We start from the raw sequence: 16,237 nt of genomic DNA on the forward strand, positions 1-16,237 counted from the left end.
TTTGCCATGAAGATCATCAAGACCGACGGTGTGCTGTCAGTCGAGGAGGAGCAGCTGCGCTACCTCGACGGCTTGAACGCCGAGTTTGTCGAAAAGACGCTGCTCACGGAAGATGCCCTGATCGAACACTGCCGCGACGCCGACGCATTGATGGTATTGCGAGAGCCGATCACGGCTCGCGTTTTGGCGGAACTGAAGGGGCTCAAGGTCATCGGACGGTTCGGCGTAGGGCTCGATTCGATCGACGTCGAGGCCGCCAGCCGTGCCGGTGTTCAGGTAACCTACGTGCCGGACGCCAATCTGGTTGAAGTCAGCACCCACGCCATGGCCCTGATCCTGGCCTTGACGCGCAGGCTGAAGCAGTTCGACAGCGCGGTGCGCGCCGGCCGCTGGGCTGCAATGACCGACGGCGCCGGCATCACACGGCCCGACAGGCAGATCCTCGGCCTGATCGGCTTCGGCCAGATCGGGCGGCTGACTGCCGAGCGGGCGCGGGTCTTCGGCTACCACATCATCGCCTACGATCCGCATATGCCGGCCGAGCGAATCGCGGCCGGTGATGCCGAACCGGTCGGCTTCGACGAGTTGCTGGCCAGGGCCGACATCGTCTCGCTGCACGTTCCAGCGACACCGGAGACCAGAAACATCATGTCGGCGCAAGCCCTGTCGCGGATGAAGGAAGGGGCGATACTCATCAACGTGGCCCGCGGCGGCCTGGTCGACGAGGTCGCATTGGCGGACGCGATCCGGCGCGGCCATCTGGCAGGCGCCGGCATCGACACGTTCGAGCGGGAGCCGCCTTCGCCCGATAATCCGCTGCTGGCGCTGGACACCGTCCTGGTCAGTCCACACGCGGCGCACTACTCGACCCAGTCTTACGCGGAGGTTCGCAACAAGGTGTTTGCCGATGTCGCATCGGTCCTGCGCGGCGGCAAGCCTGTATATCCGGTCAACCGGATATGACCAATTCCCGATGTCGGCACCACCTCTATCCGCCTGCTCCGCGGAACCCAAGTCCTGCAAGTCGGGGTTCGCAGGGCGATAAGGGGCAGCGCAACCTGTCGCGATTTATCCGGTTTGCCACATTTTGTTCTTGCTTTGTGCCGGCAGCTATGCTACTAATTTGCGTATGGTGATGATTCACCGAGGACCCGCCGCAAGGCGGTTTTTTTGTCTTTAGGTTTCAGCGTCATCTGTCGAGGCTCTGCTCGGCTTGTCGCGACGCTCGACGATGTAGATGTGATCGGCGACGAGCACCACGTCGCCATGCTGGTTGATCACCTCGCAGCGCTCGACGACCCGGCCTGAATCGGGTCGCTTCGGGTCGTCTTCCCTAGCCGAGATGGTGGTGCGGGTCCTGATCGTATCGCCGATGAACACCGGCTTGATGAAGCGCAGCCGGTCGTAGCCATAGGAGAAGGCAACCGGGTTGACGACGCTGGCCGTCAGCCCGACGCCGACCGAAAACACCAGCGTGCCGTGGGCGATGCGCTGCCCGAACGGCATCGTCTTCATGAACTCGGCGTCCATGTGGTGGGGAAAGAAATCACCGGTATGGCCGGCATGGACGACGAAGTCGGTCTCGGTGATGGTGCGCCCGCTGGTCATGCGCGACGACCCGATCCGGTAGTCCTCGAAATAGACTGTCTGCTCCATGTCAGGGCCTCGCCGCTATCGGTGTTGCCGGCGCCGCGCTCGATCGGTAGGCGGCTTCGACCAGCGCCATGGTGTTCCAGCCGTCCTCGACGGAACTGACAAGCTCGGCGTCCTCGCCCGACGCGTAGCGCTGGACATTGGCCATGCGGCCGGCAAAGGCGTCCGGAAACCATGCGCCGACGAGTGGAACCGCAATCCAGTCCGTGCCGCCTTTGGGGTAGATTTCGAGAATGTCCGGCTCGCCGCGCGGATAGTCGAGGTTGACGCCCAGTTTGAGGTAAGCGGCGCCTTCGGTGCCGCAGATGCGGAATTCGCAGGCCTGGTGTTTTCGACCGAATTTGTGATCGTGGTTGATCGACAGTGCACAGCGCACCGTGTCGCCATAGTCGAGAATCGCGCTGGTGCGCGTTTGCGCAACCTTGTGGCCGGGATGGCCGAGCGTCTTGGCGTGAACCCCCTTGGGGTCGCCGAGCAATTGCCGGATCAGGTCGAGATAATGGATGGAATGCATGGCGATCTCGACGCGCGGCGCCTGCAACAGGAATTCCCAGAGATGCCAGGGTGTCGCCAGCGCCAGCCATGCATCGAAATCGACCACTTCGCCCAGCCAGCCCTTGGCGATCGCATCCTTGAGCGCCAGCATCATCGGCGCGAAGCGCAGCTGGAAATTCACCGCCGCCTTCAGGTCTTTGGAGCGGCAGATTTCGAGGATCTCGGTCGCCTCGGCGAGATTGCTGCCCATCGGCTTCTGGATCAGCGCCACCGCACCATCGGACAGCGCCCTGAGCACCCCGGCGTGGTGAGCCGGCGGCGTCGCCAGATCGAAGACGGCGTCCTTGATTGACGCAGCTTCCTCGACCGACCGGTAAGCGGTGACGCCCCATTTCGAGGCGAGTTTTTCCGCCTTGGCCAGGTCGGGGTCGAACAGCCCGGCAACCGGGAAGCCGGCTTTCCCATAGGCCGGGAAATGCGCATCGCCGACGATCGAGCCGGCGCCGAAAATCACGATCGGCCGGGGCTTTGACGGCTGTGCCCAGGCCTGGGAAAGCGAGGCAGGATCGAAAATGTCATCAGTCATAATGGAAGACTTCGTCCATCGACGCCCACCACTCGCCCTCCTTGCGGGTCGGCAGCGGCTCCTGGCATGGCATGCAGAGCGCCCACCATTCCTGCGTCGTGGGATCGGCAGCCATCTTCGCCATGTCGGCGGCATAGTCGGTGCCGTGGTACTCCAAGGTGCTGAACAAAAGGTGCTCCGGCTCCCTCAGATAAATCGAATAATTCTTGATGTTGCAGGCGGAAATCATCTTGAGGACGTCCGGCCAGACGGCGGCGTGAAGCCGCACATACTCGGCGACTTTCTCCGGCTTGAGGCCGAGCACCATTCCCATTCGCTGCATGTCCGCCTCCTATTTTTTTATCGCCATGGTGAATTCCGCGATGCTCTTCGCCTTGATCGCATCCCAGTCCCAGTCGATGCCGATGCCGGGTTCGTCCGGTGCCAATGCGTGCCCGTCCTCGATACGCATTTTCTTGCCGGTCAGCTCGTCGAGCTGGGGAATATACTCGACATATCTGCCGTTCTGAACGGCGCATGTCAGGCTGACATGCAGTTCCATCAGGAAATGCGGGCAGACCGGTATGTCGAACGCCTCGGCTGCATGCGCCACCTTCAGCCACGGCGTGATGCCGCCGATGCGGCCGACATCGACCTGCACGATCGAGCACGCGCCCTTCTGCATATATTCGCGGAAATGCCGGATCGAGTAGAGCGACTCGCCGACGGCGACCGGCGTCGACGTCGCATTCGACAGGCGGATATGGCCGTCTATGTCGTCGGCCGGCAGCGGTTCCTCGATCCAGGCGAGGTCGAGTTCACGCAGGCGCTCGGCCCGGCGGATCGCCTCGTCGACAGAAAAGCCCTGGTTGCAGTCGGTCATGATTTCGTAGGAGTCTCCAACCGCCCGGCGGACCGCCGTCAGCCGGGCAAGATCCTCGGAGCCGTGCGGCTTGCCGATCTTGACCTTCGAGCCGCGAAACCCCTTGCCCTTGGCGGCCAGCGCATCCTCGACCAGTGCCTCGGTTTCGATATGCAGCCAACCGCCTTCGGTCGTGTAGAGCGGGCAGCGGTCCTTGGCGCCGCCGGCCAGCTTCCACAGCGGCAGCCTCTTTTTCTTGGCCCGCAGGTCCCAAAGGGCAGTGTCGATGGCCGCCAGCGCGATTGCCGTGATCGCGCCGATCGTCGTGGCATGGCTGGCGAACTCCAGCTCGTGCCAGATCGCCTCGATCATGTCGGCGTCGCGGCCGATCAGCCGCGGCGCAAGGTGGTCGGCCAGCAGCCGCATCACCGAGGAGCCGCCCGTGCCGATCGTATAGCTGTAGCCGGTGCCGACCGCGCCGTCGGCGTCGGTGATGGTGACGATCGGTGTTTCCTGGCTGACAAAACTCTGGATGGCATCGGTGCGCTTGACCTTCGGCACCAGGTCGACCATCCGCAGTTCGATTTTCTCGATCTTTGCCATGGTTTTAACCTCGCAATGTCTTGCCCGTTTCAGCAGAAAACAGATGGGCCTGCGACAGGTCCAGGCTCATCTTGACCCGGTCGCCGGCTTTCAGCGGCTTTGGATTGAGCATCCGCGATACCCAGTCGCTGCCGTTGAATTCGGCGAACACCAGCGTCTCGTTGCCGAGCGGCTCGGTGACGGTCACCGGCAACTCCAGCTGGTGGACGTCGACGTCTTCGCCGGAGCTGATGCCATGCCCGGTCGGATAAATGTCGTCGGGCCTGAGGCCGAACACGACTTTGTCGCCGGCCTCGATATTGGCCTTGAACTGGCTGGGCAAAGGCAGCCTCTCGCCGCTGGCGAACAGCAACTGTCCGTCGTCGACAACCGCCTCATGCAGATTCATCGGCGGCGAGCCGATGAAGCCCGCGACGAAGCGTGTCTGGGGCCGGCGGAAGACCTCGTCGGGTGTGCCGACCTGCTCGATGAAACCGTCACGCATGATGACGATACGGTCCGCCAATGTCATCGCTTCGACCTGGTCATGGGTGACGTAGATCACCGTCGACTTGACCTTGGCATGCAGTTTCTTGATCTCGGTGCGCATCTGCGTCCGAAGCTTGGCGTCGAGATTTGAAAGCGGCTCGTCGAACAGGAAGACGTCGGGATCGCGCACGATGGCGCGGCCCATGGCGACGCGCTGGCGCTGTCCGCCGGACAGCTGCGACGGCCGGCGGTCGAGCAATTGGTCGAGGCCGAGAATGCCGGACGCTTCGGCGACGCGACGGTCCATTTCTTCTTTCGCGGCGCCCGCTATCTTGAGCGAGAAGCCGAGGTTTTCGCGCACCGTCATATGCGGGTAGAGCGCGTAGGACTGGAACACCATCGAGATGTTGCGCGAGCGCGGCGGCAGGTCGTTGACCATGCGGCCGCCGATCTCGATGATCCCGTCGCTGATCGCCTCGAGGCCGGCGATCATGCGCAGGGTTGTCGACTTGCCGCAGCCGGACGGCCCGACCAGCGCGATGAATTCGCGGTCGGCGACCTCGAGATCGATGCCGTGCACCACCGCCACCGGGCCGTAGCTTTTGGTGAGGTTCTTGAGCGATACGGTTGCCATGTCAGCCTTTCACCGCGCCGGAAGTGAGGCCGCCGACGAGGTGTTTCTGGACGATGAAGGTAAGCGTGAGCGCCGGTATGACCATGACCACGGCGAGCGCGCACATGCCGCGCCAGTCGATGGTGAATTCGGCCGTATAGTCGAGCAGGCCGACCGGCAGGGTCTTGGAGTTGATCGAGCGCGTCAGCTGCGAGGCGAGCGCGAACTCGTTCCAGGAGGTGAGGAAGGCAAAGATGCCGGCCGAGGCGATGCCGGGCCCGGCCAACGGAAACTCGACCTGCCAGAAGGCCTGCCAGCGCGTGCAGCCGTCGATCTGCGCGGCTTCGGCGAGGTCTTTCGGTACCTGGCGGAAAAAGCCGTCGATCAGCCAGACGGTGAACGGCACGTTGAGCGCGACATAGACCAGGATCAGCCCGAAATGCGTGTCGATGATGCCGAGCCGCGCAAAGACGAAGAACAGCGGCAGCGACAGCGCGATGCCGGGCACCGTGCGCGTCAGCATCAGGCCGAGGAACATCGCCGACTTGGCGCGAAAGCGGTAGCGCGCAAAGGCGTAGCCGCCGGCCATGCCGATGACGATGGCGATCACCGTCGAGGTCACCGAGATGATCAGCGAATTGCGGAAGTAGTCGAGCACCGGAATGCCGCCCTGGCCGACGCCGCTGAACATGGCGATGTAGGCGTCGAGCGAGAGTTGCTGCGGGATCCACACCGGCGGCTTGGCCATGATTTCGACGGTCGGCCGCAGCGACGACAGCACGATCCAGATGCCGGGCAGGCAGATGACCAGCATGGCCAGGAACAGTCCGATGCCGTGAACGATGCCGAGCGCTTTGTTGCCGACGCGATGCAGGCTGTTCTGGTCCATCCTCACCACTCCGCCGCGATCTGCGTGCGCGCCGCGGCGAGCTTGCGGTAGAAATAGACGGTGAACAGGATCGACAGCAGGATCGAGAAATAGGCCATGGCATTGGCCAGGCCCATCCTGGCGTCGCCATAGGCGGTGCGGGCGACCAGTGTCCAGACCAGTTCAGTGCGGCCGGCGGGGCCGCCGTCGGTCATGATCTTGACGATGTCGTAGGCGCGCGCGACGTCGAGTGAGCGGATGGTCATGGCAATGAAAGCAAACGGCATGATGAACGGCCAGGTGACATAGCGGAATGTCTGCCACGGCGTGCAGCCGTCGACGCGGGCCGCCTCGACCGGTTCGCGCGGCATCGCCAGCAGCCCGGCCAGGATCAGGATCGCGAACACCGAAGTCGACGACCAGATCTCGGCGGTCAGGATGGCAATGAAGGCGAGATTGCCGTCGATCAGCCACGGGATGGCGCGGTCAGTCAGGCCGAGCCCCTGCAGGGCGTTGTTCACCAGGCCGATATTGTCGTTGAACATGAATTTGAACTGGAAGCCGACGAGGATCGGCGAAAACATCATCGGAAACATCATGATGGTGCGCAGGATCCGCTGGCCGCGCGATGCCTTCTCCACCAGCAGGGCCAGCCCGAGCCCGATCAGCATTTCCAGGTTGAGCGCCACCGTCAGCAGCACCACGGTGCGCGCAAAGGCGACCCAGAAAGCGCGGCTGGTCAGGATGGCGACGTAGTTGCGCGCGCCGATGAAGACCCAGAACGTCTCCGGCCTGGTCAGCCGGAACGGCGTGAAGCTGGAATAGAGCGAAAGCAGCAGCGGCACCACCACCACCGCCGCCAGAACGATCACCGCCGGCAGCAGGAGCAGCAATGGCGGCGAAGGTCTCCAGCCTTTCATGGCGATCCGGTTCTGGTTGGTGCCCGGACACCGAAGGCCGCCATCGGCCAGCCGGGATCAAGACAAAGCGTGTTGCGCATGGTTCGCAAAAAGTTCGGGGACGCCGCTCTTCGATGAGCGGCGCCCCCTTGGGAGAATGGTCAAAGCTTGCCGGCGTCCTCGAGGATTTGGGTGGCCTTGGCGGCAGCGTCGTCCAGCGCCTGCTTGGAGGTCTTGTCGCCCAGGATGGCGGCCTGCAATTCGGGATAGACGGCGTTGGAGATTTCGATCCATTCAGGTGTCTGCGGCACGGCAAAAGCGTGCTTTGCCTCTTCCTGGAAAGCCGCCAGCACTTCCTTCTTGTAAGGATCGCTGGCCGCCTGCTGGATGTCCCAGTCCCACACCGCCGTGCGGGTCGGCAGTGGGCCGCTTGCCGCCTCGAGCTTCTGGCTGTCCTCATTGGTCAGGAACCAGACCAGCGACGCCGCGGCTTCCTTGCTGGCGCAGTTTTCGGTGACCGAAAATCCGTGGTGCCCCGACCAGCCGGTGCGAATGCCGGCCGATCCCTTCGGCGCCACCTTCACGCCGACATTGCCGGCGACCTTCGATGACTTCGGATCGTTGAAGAAGCCTGCCCAGCCCGGCCAGTCGAGGTTGATGGCGACGGTGCCGGAGGCAAAGCCCTGGCCGAGATCGTCCCACAGATAGTTGGTGGTGCCGGCCGGCACCGCCTTGGCCTTGTAGAGATTGACGAACCAGTCGAGCGCGTGCACGCCGGCTTCCGAGTTGAAGGCCGGCTTGCCGTCCTTGTCGAGGTATTCGCCGCCGTCGGCGATGAGCATCTCGTAAAAGCGTCCGTTGATCGCCTCTTCCTTGCCGGCGAACTGGGTGCCGTAGAAATCGGGCGGGCTGGCGAAGAATTCCGCCTGCTGGGCGACCTCGTCCCAGGTGTCGGGCGGTGTCAGCTCCTTGCCGTATTTGGCCTTGTAGGCGGCCTTCTTGGCTTCGTCCTGGTAGAGACTCTTCTGGTAATAGAGCGCCGAGACGTCGAACTGCGCGCGAGGCAGCATCACCAGCTTGTCGTCGAGCGTCGAGGCCTTGATCGTCGACGGCACGAAGGCGTCGATCTCCTCCTTCGGCAGCAGCTTGTTGAGATCGGTGTAGATATCAGGATATTGCGGCGCGAAGGACGAGTGGTTCGACCCAACGCACCAGTTGATGCTGCCGGAGGCGATGTCCGACTTGATTTCCTTGTCGAGCTCGAAGTGGTTTTTCTTCGAGATCACGTTGACCTTGGCGCCGGTCAGTTTTTCCCATTCGCCGATGCGCGCGTACAGCCCTTCATATTGCTGGCCGCCGATCAGCTTGGCGTCGATGGTGACGCCGTCGAATTTGCCGGGCAGGTCGGCAGCAAGGGCACTCGCACCCAGTGCGAGCAGCGTTACGCCGGCCGACAGGCCGCAAAACAGTTTCGTCATCGGTATCCTCCCAAGAGTCCGCGTCGATCCATAGCGAGGGCGGATCGGCAGCTTCATTCATATACAAACAAAACATTTACAGGATCGTCAAGCCGAAAGTTCTTTCGGAAACAATACCGTTATGCGTATATGAAAAGTGCAATTCACTGGAGAAGCCCAATGGCAGAGGACGAGGAAGATGACCGCTATCGAGCCCCGGCGCTGGACAAGGGGCTCGACATCCTCGAGTTGCTGGCCGGTGTCGATGGCGGCCTGACGCAGGCGGAAATCGCCAAGAAGCTCGACCGCAGTCCGAACGAGTTCTACCGCATGCTGGACCGGCTGGTGCGGCGCGGCTACGTCACGCGGCCGGATGGCGACCGTTATTCGCTGACGCTCAAGCTGTTTGGCCTGGCGCAGCTGCACGCGCCGGTGCGCCGGCTGGTTTCCTACGCGACGCCGCTGATGCGCGAGCTGGCAGAAACCTCGCAGCAGGCAAACCAGCTCGTCGTTTTCGATCGCGGCTCCGCCGTGGTGATTGCCCAGCAGGAGGCGCCGGATTACTGGGGCATCTCGATCCGCGTCGGCTCGCATATCAGCCTGTTCGACACCGGCTCCGGCCATGTGCTGCTGGCGTTCCGCCAGCCGGAAGAGCGGCAGATGATGATCTCAGAACATCTGCGCAGCACCGACAAGCCACCGCAATCGCCGGAGTTCTTTGCCCGCCTCGACCAGATCCGGGAACGCGGCTACGAGATGATGGCATCGATGCAGACCGCCGGTGTCTTCAACCTGTCGACACCGGTTCTCGGCTCGGACGGCAGGGCGATCGCCGCGCTGTCGATCCCCTACATAACCCTGGTCAACGCACCCAAGGCGCCCGACATTACGAGGACGATTGAGCTGCTGCTGGCAGCGACCGAAAAGCTGTCGCAACTGGCGGGATCGACCGTCAAGCAATCGAGATGAATTCTTATTTGAATGAAGAATTTCTCCGTGAGATGATCTCGAAGTCGCCAAGGAGGAGCGCGCCACCATGATCTTCGACACCCATCTGCACCTGATCGACCAGTCCGCGCTGCGCTATCCCTGGCTGGCCGGCGTGCCGGCACTCAACCGCGATTTCTCCTACGACGAATATGCAGTCCAGGCCCGCCGCGCCGGCATCGAGGGCGCATTGCATATGGAGGTCGATGTCGATCCTGCCGACATCGAGGCTGAAACCAGCCGTGTCAAAGCGCTGTCGCGGGAAAAGGCCAGCTTGCTGCGGGGGGCAATTGCCTCCTGCCGCCCCGAGGAGCCTGGCTTTGCCGCCTATCTCGAGCGCCAGCGCGCCGATCCTTTCGTCAAAGGCTTTCGCCGCGTGCTGCACGTCATGCCGGACGAGCTTTCGGAGGGCGCGCTGTTTCGTGAAAACATCAGGCGGCTTGCCGGCAGCGGCCTGACCTTCGACCTTGTCGTTCTGCCGCACCAGATCCCCAAGGCGATTGCACTCGCCGACCTCGCGCCAGATGTGCAGTTCGTGCTCGACCATTGTGGCGTGCCCGACATCAAGGGTGGTGCCGAGCACCCCTGGCGCGAGCACATGGCGGAGATCGCGCGGCGCCCGAACGTCGTCGGCAAAATTTCCGGTGTGGTCGCCTATGCGGATGCCGGATCCTGGACTGTCGAAACGCTGCGTTCCTATGTCGAGCACACCATCGAATGCTTCGGCTGGGACCGCGTTGTGTGGGGCAGCGACTGGCCGGTCTGCACGCTTGGCGGCGGGCTTGCGACCTGGGTGGCGGCAACGCACGCGCTGCTCGCCGGTGCAAGCATCGATGAGCGGCAAAAGCTGCTCTCCGGCAACGCCAAGCGGCTGTGGCGTTTGTAGAGCATTTTGCAGCCAAGTGACGGATCACTTGGCGTCGCACAAATGCGGCTCAAACGAATAGGTGGCCTCAGATCGTCGCCGACACGTGCCGCTCGCGACCGTAGAGCGAAACCAGGAGCACGATGACCAGGCCAAGTGCCGCCTGCACGGTCGAGGGCCGGAAGCCGAGGCCGATCAACAGCGTGTTGATCTCCGTCAGCACCAGCACGCCGGCAATGGTGCCGAAATAGCTGCCGCGGCCGCCGACAAGGGCGGCGCCGCCGACCACCACTGCCGCGATCGTCTGGAACAGATAGGGCTGGCCGACATCGCCATAGGCCGAGCCGGTGAAGCCGAGCAGCAGCACGCCGGCTGCGGCGGCGAAGAAGGCGCTCGCGGCATAGGTCACGGTCCACATGCGGACCGGATCGATCAGCGCCAGCGGCGCAGCACCTGGATTGCTGCCTAGGGCGTAGAGACGGCGGCCGTATGGCGTGCGCGCCAGCACCAGCGCCACCAGCAAGGTCAACACCGCGACGCATGGCACCAGCCCCGGCACCGGCAGCGGTCCGACCGAACCGCCGATCGAAACGAAGGCGGAAACCGCTTGCGGCGCCGATCCGGATGGAAAACCACCGGTCCACAACAGGACGGCGCCTTGCACAATCATGCCGATGCCGAGCGTGACGATCAGCGGGTGGATGTCGAGCCCGCGCGAGATCAGGCCGTTCAGCGCCCCGATCAGTAAGGCGAGCGCGCTGACGACCGCGCAGACAAGAGCAAAATTCCAGCCGACGCCGTAGAGCTGTGCGGCAACGACATTGGCAAAGCCGATGATGAAGGGGATCGACAGATCGATACCGCCCAGGATGACGACGAGGGTCTGGCCGATCGATGCCACCGCCAGCAGCGAGGCGATCACCAGCAGCGCCCGGATGGCGAACGGCTGGGAGTAGCCCGGGATGAGCAAGGTGCCAAGGAGATGCAAGGCGACAGCGACGGCAAAGGCACCGGCGACGCGGGCATTGGTGGACTGGAACCAGTTCCGGCTCATGCTTCTCAGCCTTTCCGTCCCGAGAGCCGCTCCTGCAGCGCCGTCATGATGACCGCCACAACCAGGATCGCGCCATAGGCGATCTGCAGCACATAGGTGGAGACGTTGAAGGCGGTCAGCACGCTCTGCAGCAGGAAGATGTCGACAGCGCCGATGGCGGCGCCGGCGAGCCCGCCGCGCCCGCCGGCAAGGCTGACGCCGCCGAGCGCCACCGCGGCAATCGCGATCAGCGTGTAGGTCGGCCCGATATTAGGGTCGGCCGAACCGATCAGGGCGGTCAGCATGAGGCCGGCACAGGCGGCAAGTATGCCGGTCATGACATAGGCGATGAAACGTACTTTCGTCACCGGAATGCCGGCCGTGTAGGCGGCGCGGTCGTCGCTGCCCACCGCCATCAGCTGGTCGTAATAAGGCGTCTGCCGCACCAGCCACCAGAACAGGAAGATCAGCGCCAGCGGCAGTGCCGACCAGGGTCCGGCCATTGCCTTCAGCCAGCCCGGCGCCGGACCGATCGGCGCCGGCAGGATGGTCAGCGTCATGCCGGTGAGGATCAGATAGGTGCCGAGCGTCGCAACGATCGGCTGGATGCGAACGATGGTCGCCAAGAAGCCGTTGGCAGCGCCGACGATCGCGCCGATCAGAAGCGCCGCCGGCACGATGACCAGCGGCGAAGATATGCCAAGCCTGAGAAACAGCAGCTGGATCACCATCGCATTGACGAAGCCCATCAATGGCCCGACGGAAATGTCGATGCCGCCGCGCCCAGCGAGGATCACCGGAGCCGAGGCGACCGCTGCGCCGATCAGCGGCGCGGCGAGCCCGATCAGCGCCCCCCAGGCGGCAGGATGGAAGCGCGCCGGATTGAGCAGCAGATTGACCGCGATCAGGATGGCCAGCAGCACTGCCGCAAAGCCAGCGCCGCGCCATCGCGCCGCCATGCGCCGCAACCCGCTCATGCCGCGCGCCCGAACATGGCGGCGATCACCGTATCGCTTTTCATCGCATCTCCGGTGATTTCAGCCGCCACCTGCTGTTCGCGGAACACCAGCACGCGATGGCAAAGCAGGAGGATCTCCTCGATCTCGCTCGACAGGATGACCAGAGCCATGCCGTTCGCCGCCAGTCCACGAAACACATCGTAGAGGACATGGCGCGTCGCCACGTCGACACCGCGCGTCGGATCATTGAGGAGCAGGATCGCCGGTTCCAGCGCCAATGCGCGGGCCAGCAGCACCTTCTGCTGATTGCCGCCGGAAAGCGTGGTGATCGGGGCGTCCGGCCGTGGCGCGATGATCGACAGTCTGTCCCGATAGCGTTCATAGCGCTGCCGCCGCGCGGCGAAGCTGAGCAGACCGAAACGCATATCGCGCGACAGCGTCGAGACGGCAAAATTGTCGAGCACCGATTGGGTCGGAAAAATGCCGGTGGTGCGCCGGTCGCGCGGCAAATAGGCGATGCCGCCGGCGACCGCCTTGCGGAAATTGGTGATCGCGCGTGCTCCGGTTGGCGCCTCGACGGTCACCTCGCCGCCGGCCGGGCGTTCCAGGCCGGCCAGCACTTTCAGGAACCGCTCCTGTCCGTGGCCGTCGAGGCCGGCAAGGCCGACGATCTCGCCAGGCGCGATGGTTTGCGTCATGGGGCTTGCGCCCGGCGCGATCACCAGGCCACGCACCGAAAGGCTGGCGCGATCAGCCATGCGCCAGCTCCGCCGCCGTGCGTGGCGCCATCGCTCTGAGAAGTTCGGATGCGGAGGACGTGCCGCGTTCCTCAGTCGTCACCACGCTGCCGCCGCGCAGCACGGAAATCCGGTCCGAAAGCGACATCACCTCGTCCATGCGATGGGTGATGAACAGGATCAGGCAGCCTTCGGAGGCAAGCTTGCGTATCATGGCGAAGACCGCCTCGCGATCGGCAAAGTCGAGCGCCGCCGTAACCTCGTCAAGGATGAGAATGCGCGGGCTGCGCACCACGGCGCGGGCGAGCACTACCAATTGCTGAACCGCAAGCGGCAATTGCCCGGCCAACTGGTCGAGCGGGATCTCGGTCACCGCGAAGCGCTTCAGCACCGCTTGCGCGCGTTGCCGCCGCTCGGCACGCGGCACGGTGCGCGTCAGCAAGCCGTCGAGGCCGAGCAGGATGTTGTCCGTCACCGAACGGTCAGGCGCGATCAGCACTTCCTGGAACACGGTGGCGAACCCGGCGCCCTGGAACGCCGCCGGCGAGAGGCCGGTAAAGGGCGCTCCGTCGAGCAGGATCGCGCCGCTGTCCGGCTGGACGATCCCCGACAGCAGCTTGACCAGCGTGCTCTTGCCCGAACCATTCTCGCCCAGGATGGTGTGGATCGTGCCGGCGCGGAATGCGATTGAGGCATTGGCCAGCGCAATCGTTTCGCCGTAGCGTTTCGAGATGGCCTGGACTTCCAGCATGAGCAATCCTGATGGAGAAAGCCGGCACCGCCCGTGCGGAGCCGGCCTTCGTATCCTACTTGGCGCAGGCGTCCGGCACCTTCGAATAATCCCAGCCCTTGGTGGGTGCCGGATTGGCGAAGTAGGCATCGAGCCATTCCTCCGGCATCGGATCCTTCGGCGGGACCGGGAAGATCGAGACGGCGTCCGGCGTCATGCAGTCCTTGTACCAGGCGCCGAGGTCGGCATTGTGCACCGGCGGAATCGGGATCAGCAGCGTGTTGAGCTTCGCCTTCTGTCCGTCGAGCATGCGCACGCCGACACGAAACAGCGTCTCGGCCGTCCAGTGCGGCAGAACCGCATGGCCTTCGAAGCGGTATTTGTCGGGATTGGCCTTCCAGTAGCCGAGCGCATCGCCGGTGATCGAGCCGGTGATCAGCGGGGCAGGGCGGCCGGCCTCGGCAAAGGCCTCGGCGACGACGCGGCTTTCGCTGCCCGTCGTCCACACCGCATCGATCGGCGCCGGATTGGTGGCGATCGCCTGCAGCACCGCCGTCTTGGTGACGTTTGCAGTCCAGTTGCCGTTGACGCTGCGCGAGACCTTGAGCTTTGAATTTTCGGCCAGCGCCTTGTCGGCGCCCTGGCGCTCCTGCACGACGATCGGGTGACCGGCAATGCCTTCGACCAGAAGCACGCTGCCGCCGTCCGGCATTGCTTTGCCGATCGCGGTCATCATGTCGTAGCCCCAGCGCGCATAGTTGGAATCGACATTGATCGCATTCGGGCTGGTCACCGACCCAGCTGCCGTGATGAAGGGGATGCCGGCTTTGGCTGCGGCATCGATGGCATCGTCCAGCGCCGTCGCCGAGCCGGGGATCGAGGTGATGATCGAGCATTTCTTGTCGATGAAGGCGCGGATCTGGTTGATCTGCTGACTGGCGTCGTTGTTGGAATCCGACACCTCGAAGCTCGCCACGGTGCCGTCGGCGATCAGGCCGTCGACCAGCCGCTTCAACTCCTTGGTCACGGTGACGCGCCACGGATTGCCCTGGTAGGACTCGGAGTGGCACCATTTCCACGGCTTTGACGGCGGCGTGAAATTATCCCAGGCCGACGGCAGCACCTTTTGCGGCGCGCCGTCATATTGTGCCTTCAGTTCGGTCGGCAATCCAGCAATCACGCCCGAAACGTCTTGAGCGCAAGCTATGGTCGTGACCGATGCAAGTGCGGTTGCGGCCATAAGGCCGCGGATCAGGCTGTTCATGTTCTCCTCCGTTCGGTTGTTTCAGGCTCCTCCGCCGGCAACGCCGGACACCTGCGTCGAAAGGCTCTCCCGAAACAGGCGATTGAGATCGGCAACGACGCGAGCGGCATTGTGCCTTTCGCTCAGGCCGAGATTGATGCGATCGGACGCCGCCTGCTGGAACGCCATGTAGCCGTCGTGCCGCGGCCTCACCCAGGCACCTTCGAGCGTAGTCCGCGTGTCCTTGTAGAAATTGCCGGCGGCGGCGTTGACGGCGGCATCCGCCCAGGCTGCCGCATGGCCCGGCTGGCCGCCGGCCGAGGCGTAAGGGCCGCGCTGCACGTCACCGCTGGCGATCCAGTAGGCGAAGTCGATTGCTGCCTGTCCGGCCCTCGAGAAGGCCGACACGGCGATGCCGGTCCCGCCGAGCGCCGAGCTTTTGGGGCCGGCATTGCCAGCGGCCGGGATATCCGCGAAAGCCAGGCGGGTGGGTCGAAACCCGGCGATGGCATAGGAGACATAGCCATAGATCAGCGGCGCGCAGGCGATCCGCGAGCCGGATCCGGCCGTTTGCTCCAGAACCGCGATCGGATCCATGCCAAGACAGGCCGGGTCGACGAGGGCTGCGATCTCGCGCATCATCTCGAAGACCTGCTTGCCCGCTGCCGGATCCACGTGGTCGCCAGGGCCTTCACCGGCGGGCCGGCCGAGATTGCCGGCAAGCGTGTAGAACACCATCAGCGAATGCGGCGGCCTCAGCGGCAACATCACGTGGCCTTGCCGGGCCAGATCGAGGGCATCGGCCCAGCTCGCCGGCGCAGCCGAAAGCATGTCGGGCCGCCATGCCTGCACCTGGCTGGCCGCGTCGATCGGAAACGCCCACTGCCGGCCTTGCCAGTTGTAGCTCGGAAAGGACCGGCCGACACTGCCCGCCGCAAGTGCCGCGCGTTCGGCTTCCCGGCCGGCGACATCGAGCGGCGCCAGGCAATTCTCGGCGGTGATCTGGCCGACATGCGGATGGTCGACGACGATCAGGTCGTAGGCACGGGCCAGTTCCTCGACCGGGAAGGATTCGAAATCCTGCAGCGAGCGCTTGTCCCATTCAACGGCGATGCCAGTTTGTTGCTTCCACAGTCTCGAACAGGCGACCATCGGGTCATAGCCGCGCGGATGGCTCCAGGTCATGCCTTTGAGCGTGGC

At 64.0% G+C, this 16,237-nt stretch carries 17 protein-coding genes; 3 read left to right on the forward strand and 14 right to left on the reverse strand.

Features of this window, described 5'->3' with window-relative positions; all coding sequences use genetic code 11:
* Positions 1 to 6: 6 nt before the first annotated feature.
* The gene (locus tag NKJ15_RS06475; RefSeq protein WP_352542034.1) at positions 7 to 963 is read left to right on the forward strand and encodes a C-terminal binding protein; all 957 of its coding nucleotides are present in this window, start codon (positions 7 to 9) and stop codon (positions 961 to 963) included.
* Between the two features lie 213 nt (positions 964 to 1,176).
* Here NKJ15_RS06475 and NKJ15_RS06480 read toward each other — a convergent pair whose 3' ends face one another.
* The 8 genes from NKJ15_RS06480 to NKJ15_RS06515 form a co-directional block, all read right to left on the reverse strand.
* Complete coding sequence (locus tag NKJ15_RS06480) at positions 1,177 to 1,656, reverse strand: MaoC/PaaZ C-terminal domain-containing protein (protein ID WP_352472905.1); 480 nt, start codon at positions 1,654 to 1,656, stop codon at positions 1,177 to 1,179.
* 1 nt (position 1,657) lies between these two features.
* A complete protein-coding gene (locus tag NKJ15_RS06485; RefSeq protein WP_352472906.1) occupies positions 1,658 to 2,734 on the reverse strand; it encodes a Gfo/Idh/MocA family protein in 1,077 nt (358 codons plus the stop codon).
* On the reverse strand, positions 2,727 to 3,056 hold the full coding sequence (locus NKJ15_RS06490) for an L-rhamnose mutarotase (protein WP_352472907.1): 330 nt from the start codon (positions 3,054 to 3,056) through the stop codon (positions 2,727 to 2,729). Before NKJ15_RS06490 ends, NKJ15_RS06485 begins: the two co-directional genes overlap by 8 nt.
* Before the next feature lie 9 nt (positions 3,057 to 3,065).
* A complete protein-coding gene (locus NKJ15_RS06495; protein ID WP_352472908.1) occupies positions 3,066 to 4,178 on the reverse strand; it encodes a mandelate racemase/muconate lactonizing enzyme family protein in 1,113 nt (370 codons plus the stop codon).
* Between the two features lie 4 nt (positions 4,179 to 4,182).
* A complete protein-coding gene (locus tag NKJ15_RS06500) occupies positions 4,183 to 5,280 on the reverse strand; it encodes an ABC transporter ATP-binding protein (protein ID WP_352472909.1) in 1,098 nt (365 codons plus the stop codon).
* Position 5,281: 1 nt separating this feature from the next.
* On the reverse strand, positions 5,282 to 6,148 hold the full coding sequence (locus NKJ15_RS06505) for a carbohydrate ABC transporter permease (RefSeq protein WP_352451567.1): 867 nt from the start codon (positions 6,146 to 6,148) through the stop codon (positions 5,282 to 5,284).
* Between the two features lie 2 nt (positions 6,149 to 6,150).
* Complete coding sequence (locus NKJ15_RS06510; protein WP_352472911.1) at positions 6,151 to 7,047, reverse strand: carbohydrate ABC transporter permease; 897 nt, start codon at positions 7,045 to 7,047, stop codon at positions 6,151 to 6,153.
* Between the two features lie 140 nt (positions 7,048 to 7,187).
* On the reverse strand, positions 7,188 to 8,504 hold the full coding sequence (locus tag NKJ15_RS06515) for a type 2 periplasmic-binding domain-containing protein (protein WP_352472912.1): 1,317 nt from the start codon (positions 8,502 to 8,504) through the stop codon (positions 7,188 to 7,190).
* A 159-nt stretch (positions 8,505 to 8,663) separates the two neighbouring features.
* Between NKJ15_RS06515 and NKJ15_RS06520 the strand changes: the two genes are divergently transcribed.
* On the forward strand, positions 8,664 to 9,452 hold the full coding sequence (locus NKJ15_RS06520; RefSeq protein ID WP_352472913.1) for an IclR family transcriptional regulator: 789 nt from the start codon (positions 8,664 to 8,666) through the stop codon (positions 9,450 to 9,452).
* 67 nt (positions 9,453 to 9,519) lie between these two features.
* Positions 9,520 to 10,356 (forward strand): amidohydrolase family protein, encoded by an 837-nt coding sequence (locus NKJ15_RS06525; protein WP_352472914.1) that lies wholly within the window; start codon positions 9,520 to 9,522, stop codon positions 10,354 to 10,356.
* Positions 10,357 to 10,423: 67 nt separating this feature from the next.
* Here the strand turns inward: NKJ15_RS06525 and NKJ15_RS06530 are convergent, their stop codons facing one another.
* The 6 genes from NKJ15_RS06530 to NKJ15_RS06555 are packed head-to-tail and all read right to left on the reverse strand — an operon-like array spanning position 10,424 to position 16,222.
* Positions 10,424 to 11,389: an ABC transporter permease gene (locus tag NKJ15_RS06530; protein ID WP_352472915.1), complete on the reverse strand. Its 966-nt coding sequence runs from the start codon at positions 11,387 to 11,389 to the stop codon at positions 10,424 to 10,426.
* Between the two features lie 5 nt (positions 11,390 to 11,394).
* Complete coding sequence (locus NKJ15_RS06535; RefSeq protein ID WP_352472916.1) at positions 11,395 to 12,345, reverse strand: ABC transporter permease; 951 nt, start codon at positions 12,343 to 12,345, stop codon at positions 11,395 to 11,397.
* Entirely contained in the window at positions 12,342 to 13,085 is a 744-nt protein-coding gene (locus NKJ15_RS06540; RefSeq protein ID WP_352772059.1) for an ATP-binding cassette domain-containing protein, read from the reverse strand. The genes NKJ15_RS06535 and NKJ15_RS06540 overlap by 4 nt, the downstream gene beginning before the upstream one ends.
* A complete protein-coding gene (locus tag NKJ15_RS06545) occupies positions 13,078 to 13,815 on the reverse strand; it encodes an ATP-binding cassette domain-containing protein (RefSeq protein WP_352814631.1) in 738 nt (245 codons plus the stop codon). The genes NKJ15_RS06540 and NKJ15_RS06545 overlap by 8 nt, the downstream gene beginning before the upstream one ends.
* A gap of 55 nt (positions 13,816 to 13,870) precedes the next feature.
* On the reverse strand, positions 13,871 to 15,058 hold the full coding sequence (locus tag NKJ15_RS06550) for an ABC transporter substrate-binding protein (protein ID WP_352472919.1): 1,188 nt from the start codon (positions 15,056 to 15,058) through the stop codon (positions 13,871 to 13,873).
* A gap of 21 nt (positions 15,059 to 15,079) precedes the next feature.
* Positions 15,080 to 16,222, reverse strand: coding sequence for an ABC transporter substrate-binding protein (locus NKJ15_RS06555; RefSeq protein ID WP_352814748.1), 1,143 nt, complete (start codon positions 16,220 to 16,222; stop codon positions 15,080 to 15,082).
* Positions 16,223 to 16,237: the final 15 nt, after the last annotated feature.

Origin of the sequence: Mesorhizobium sp. M0207, from assembly GCF_040321995.1 — a bacterium.
Taxonomy (GTDB): domain Bacteria; phylum Pseudomonadota; class Alphaproteobacteria; order Rhizobiales; family Rhizobiaceae; genus Mesorhizobium.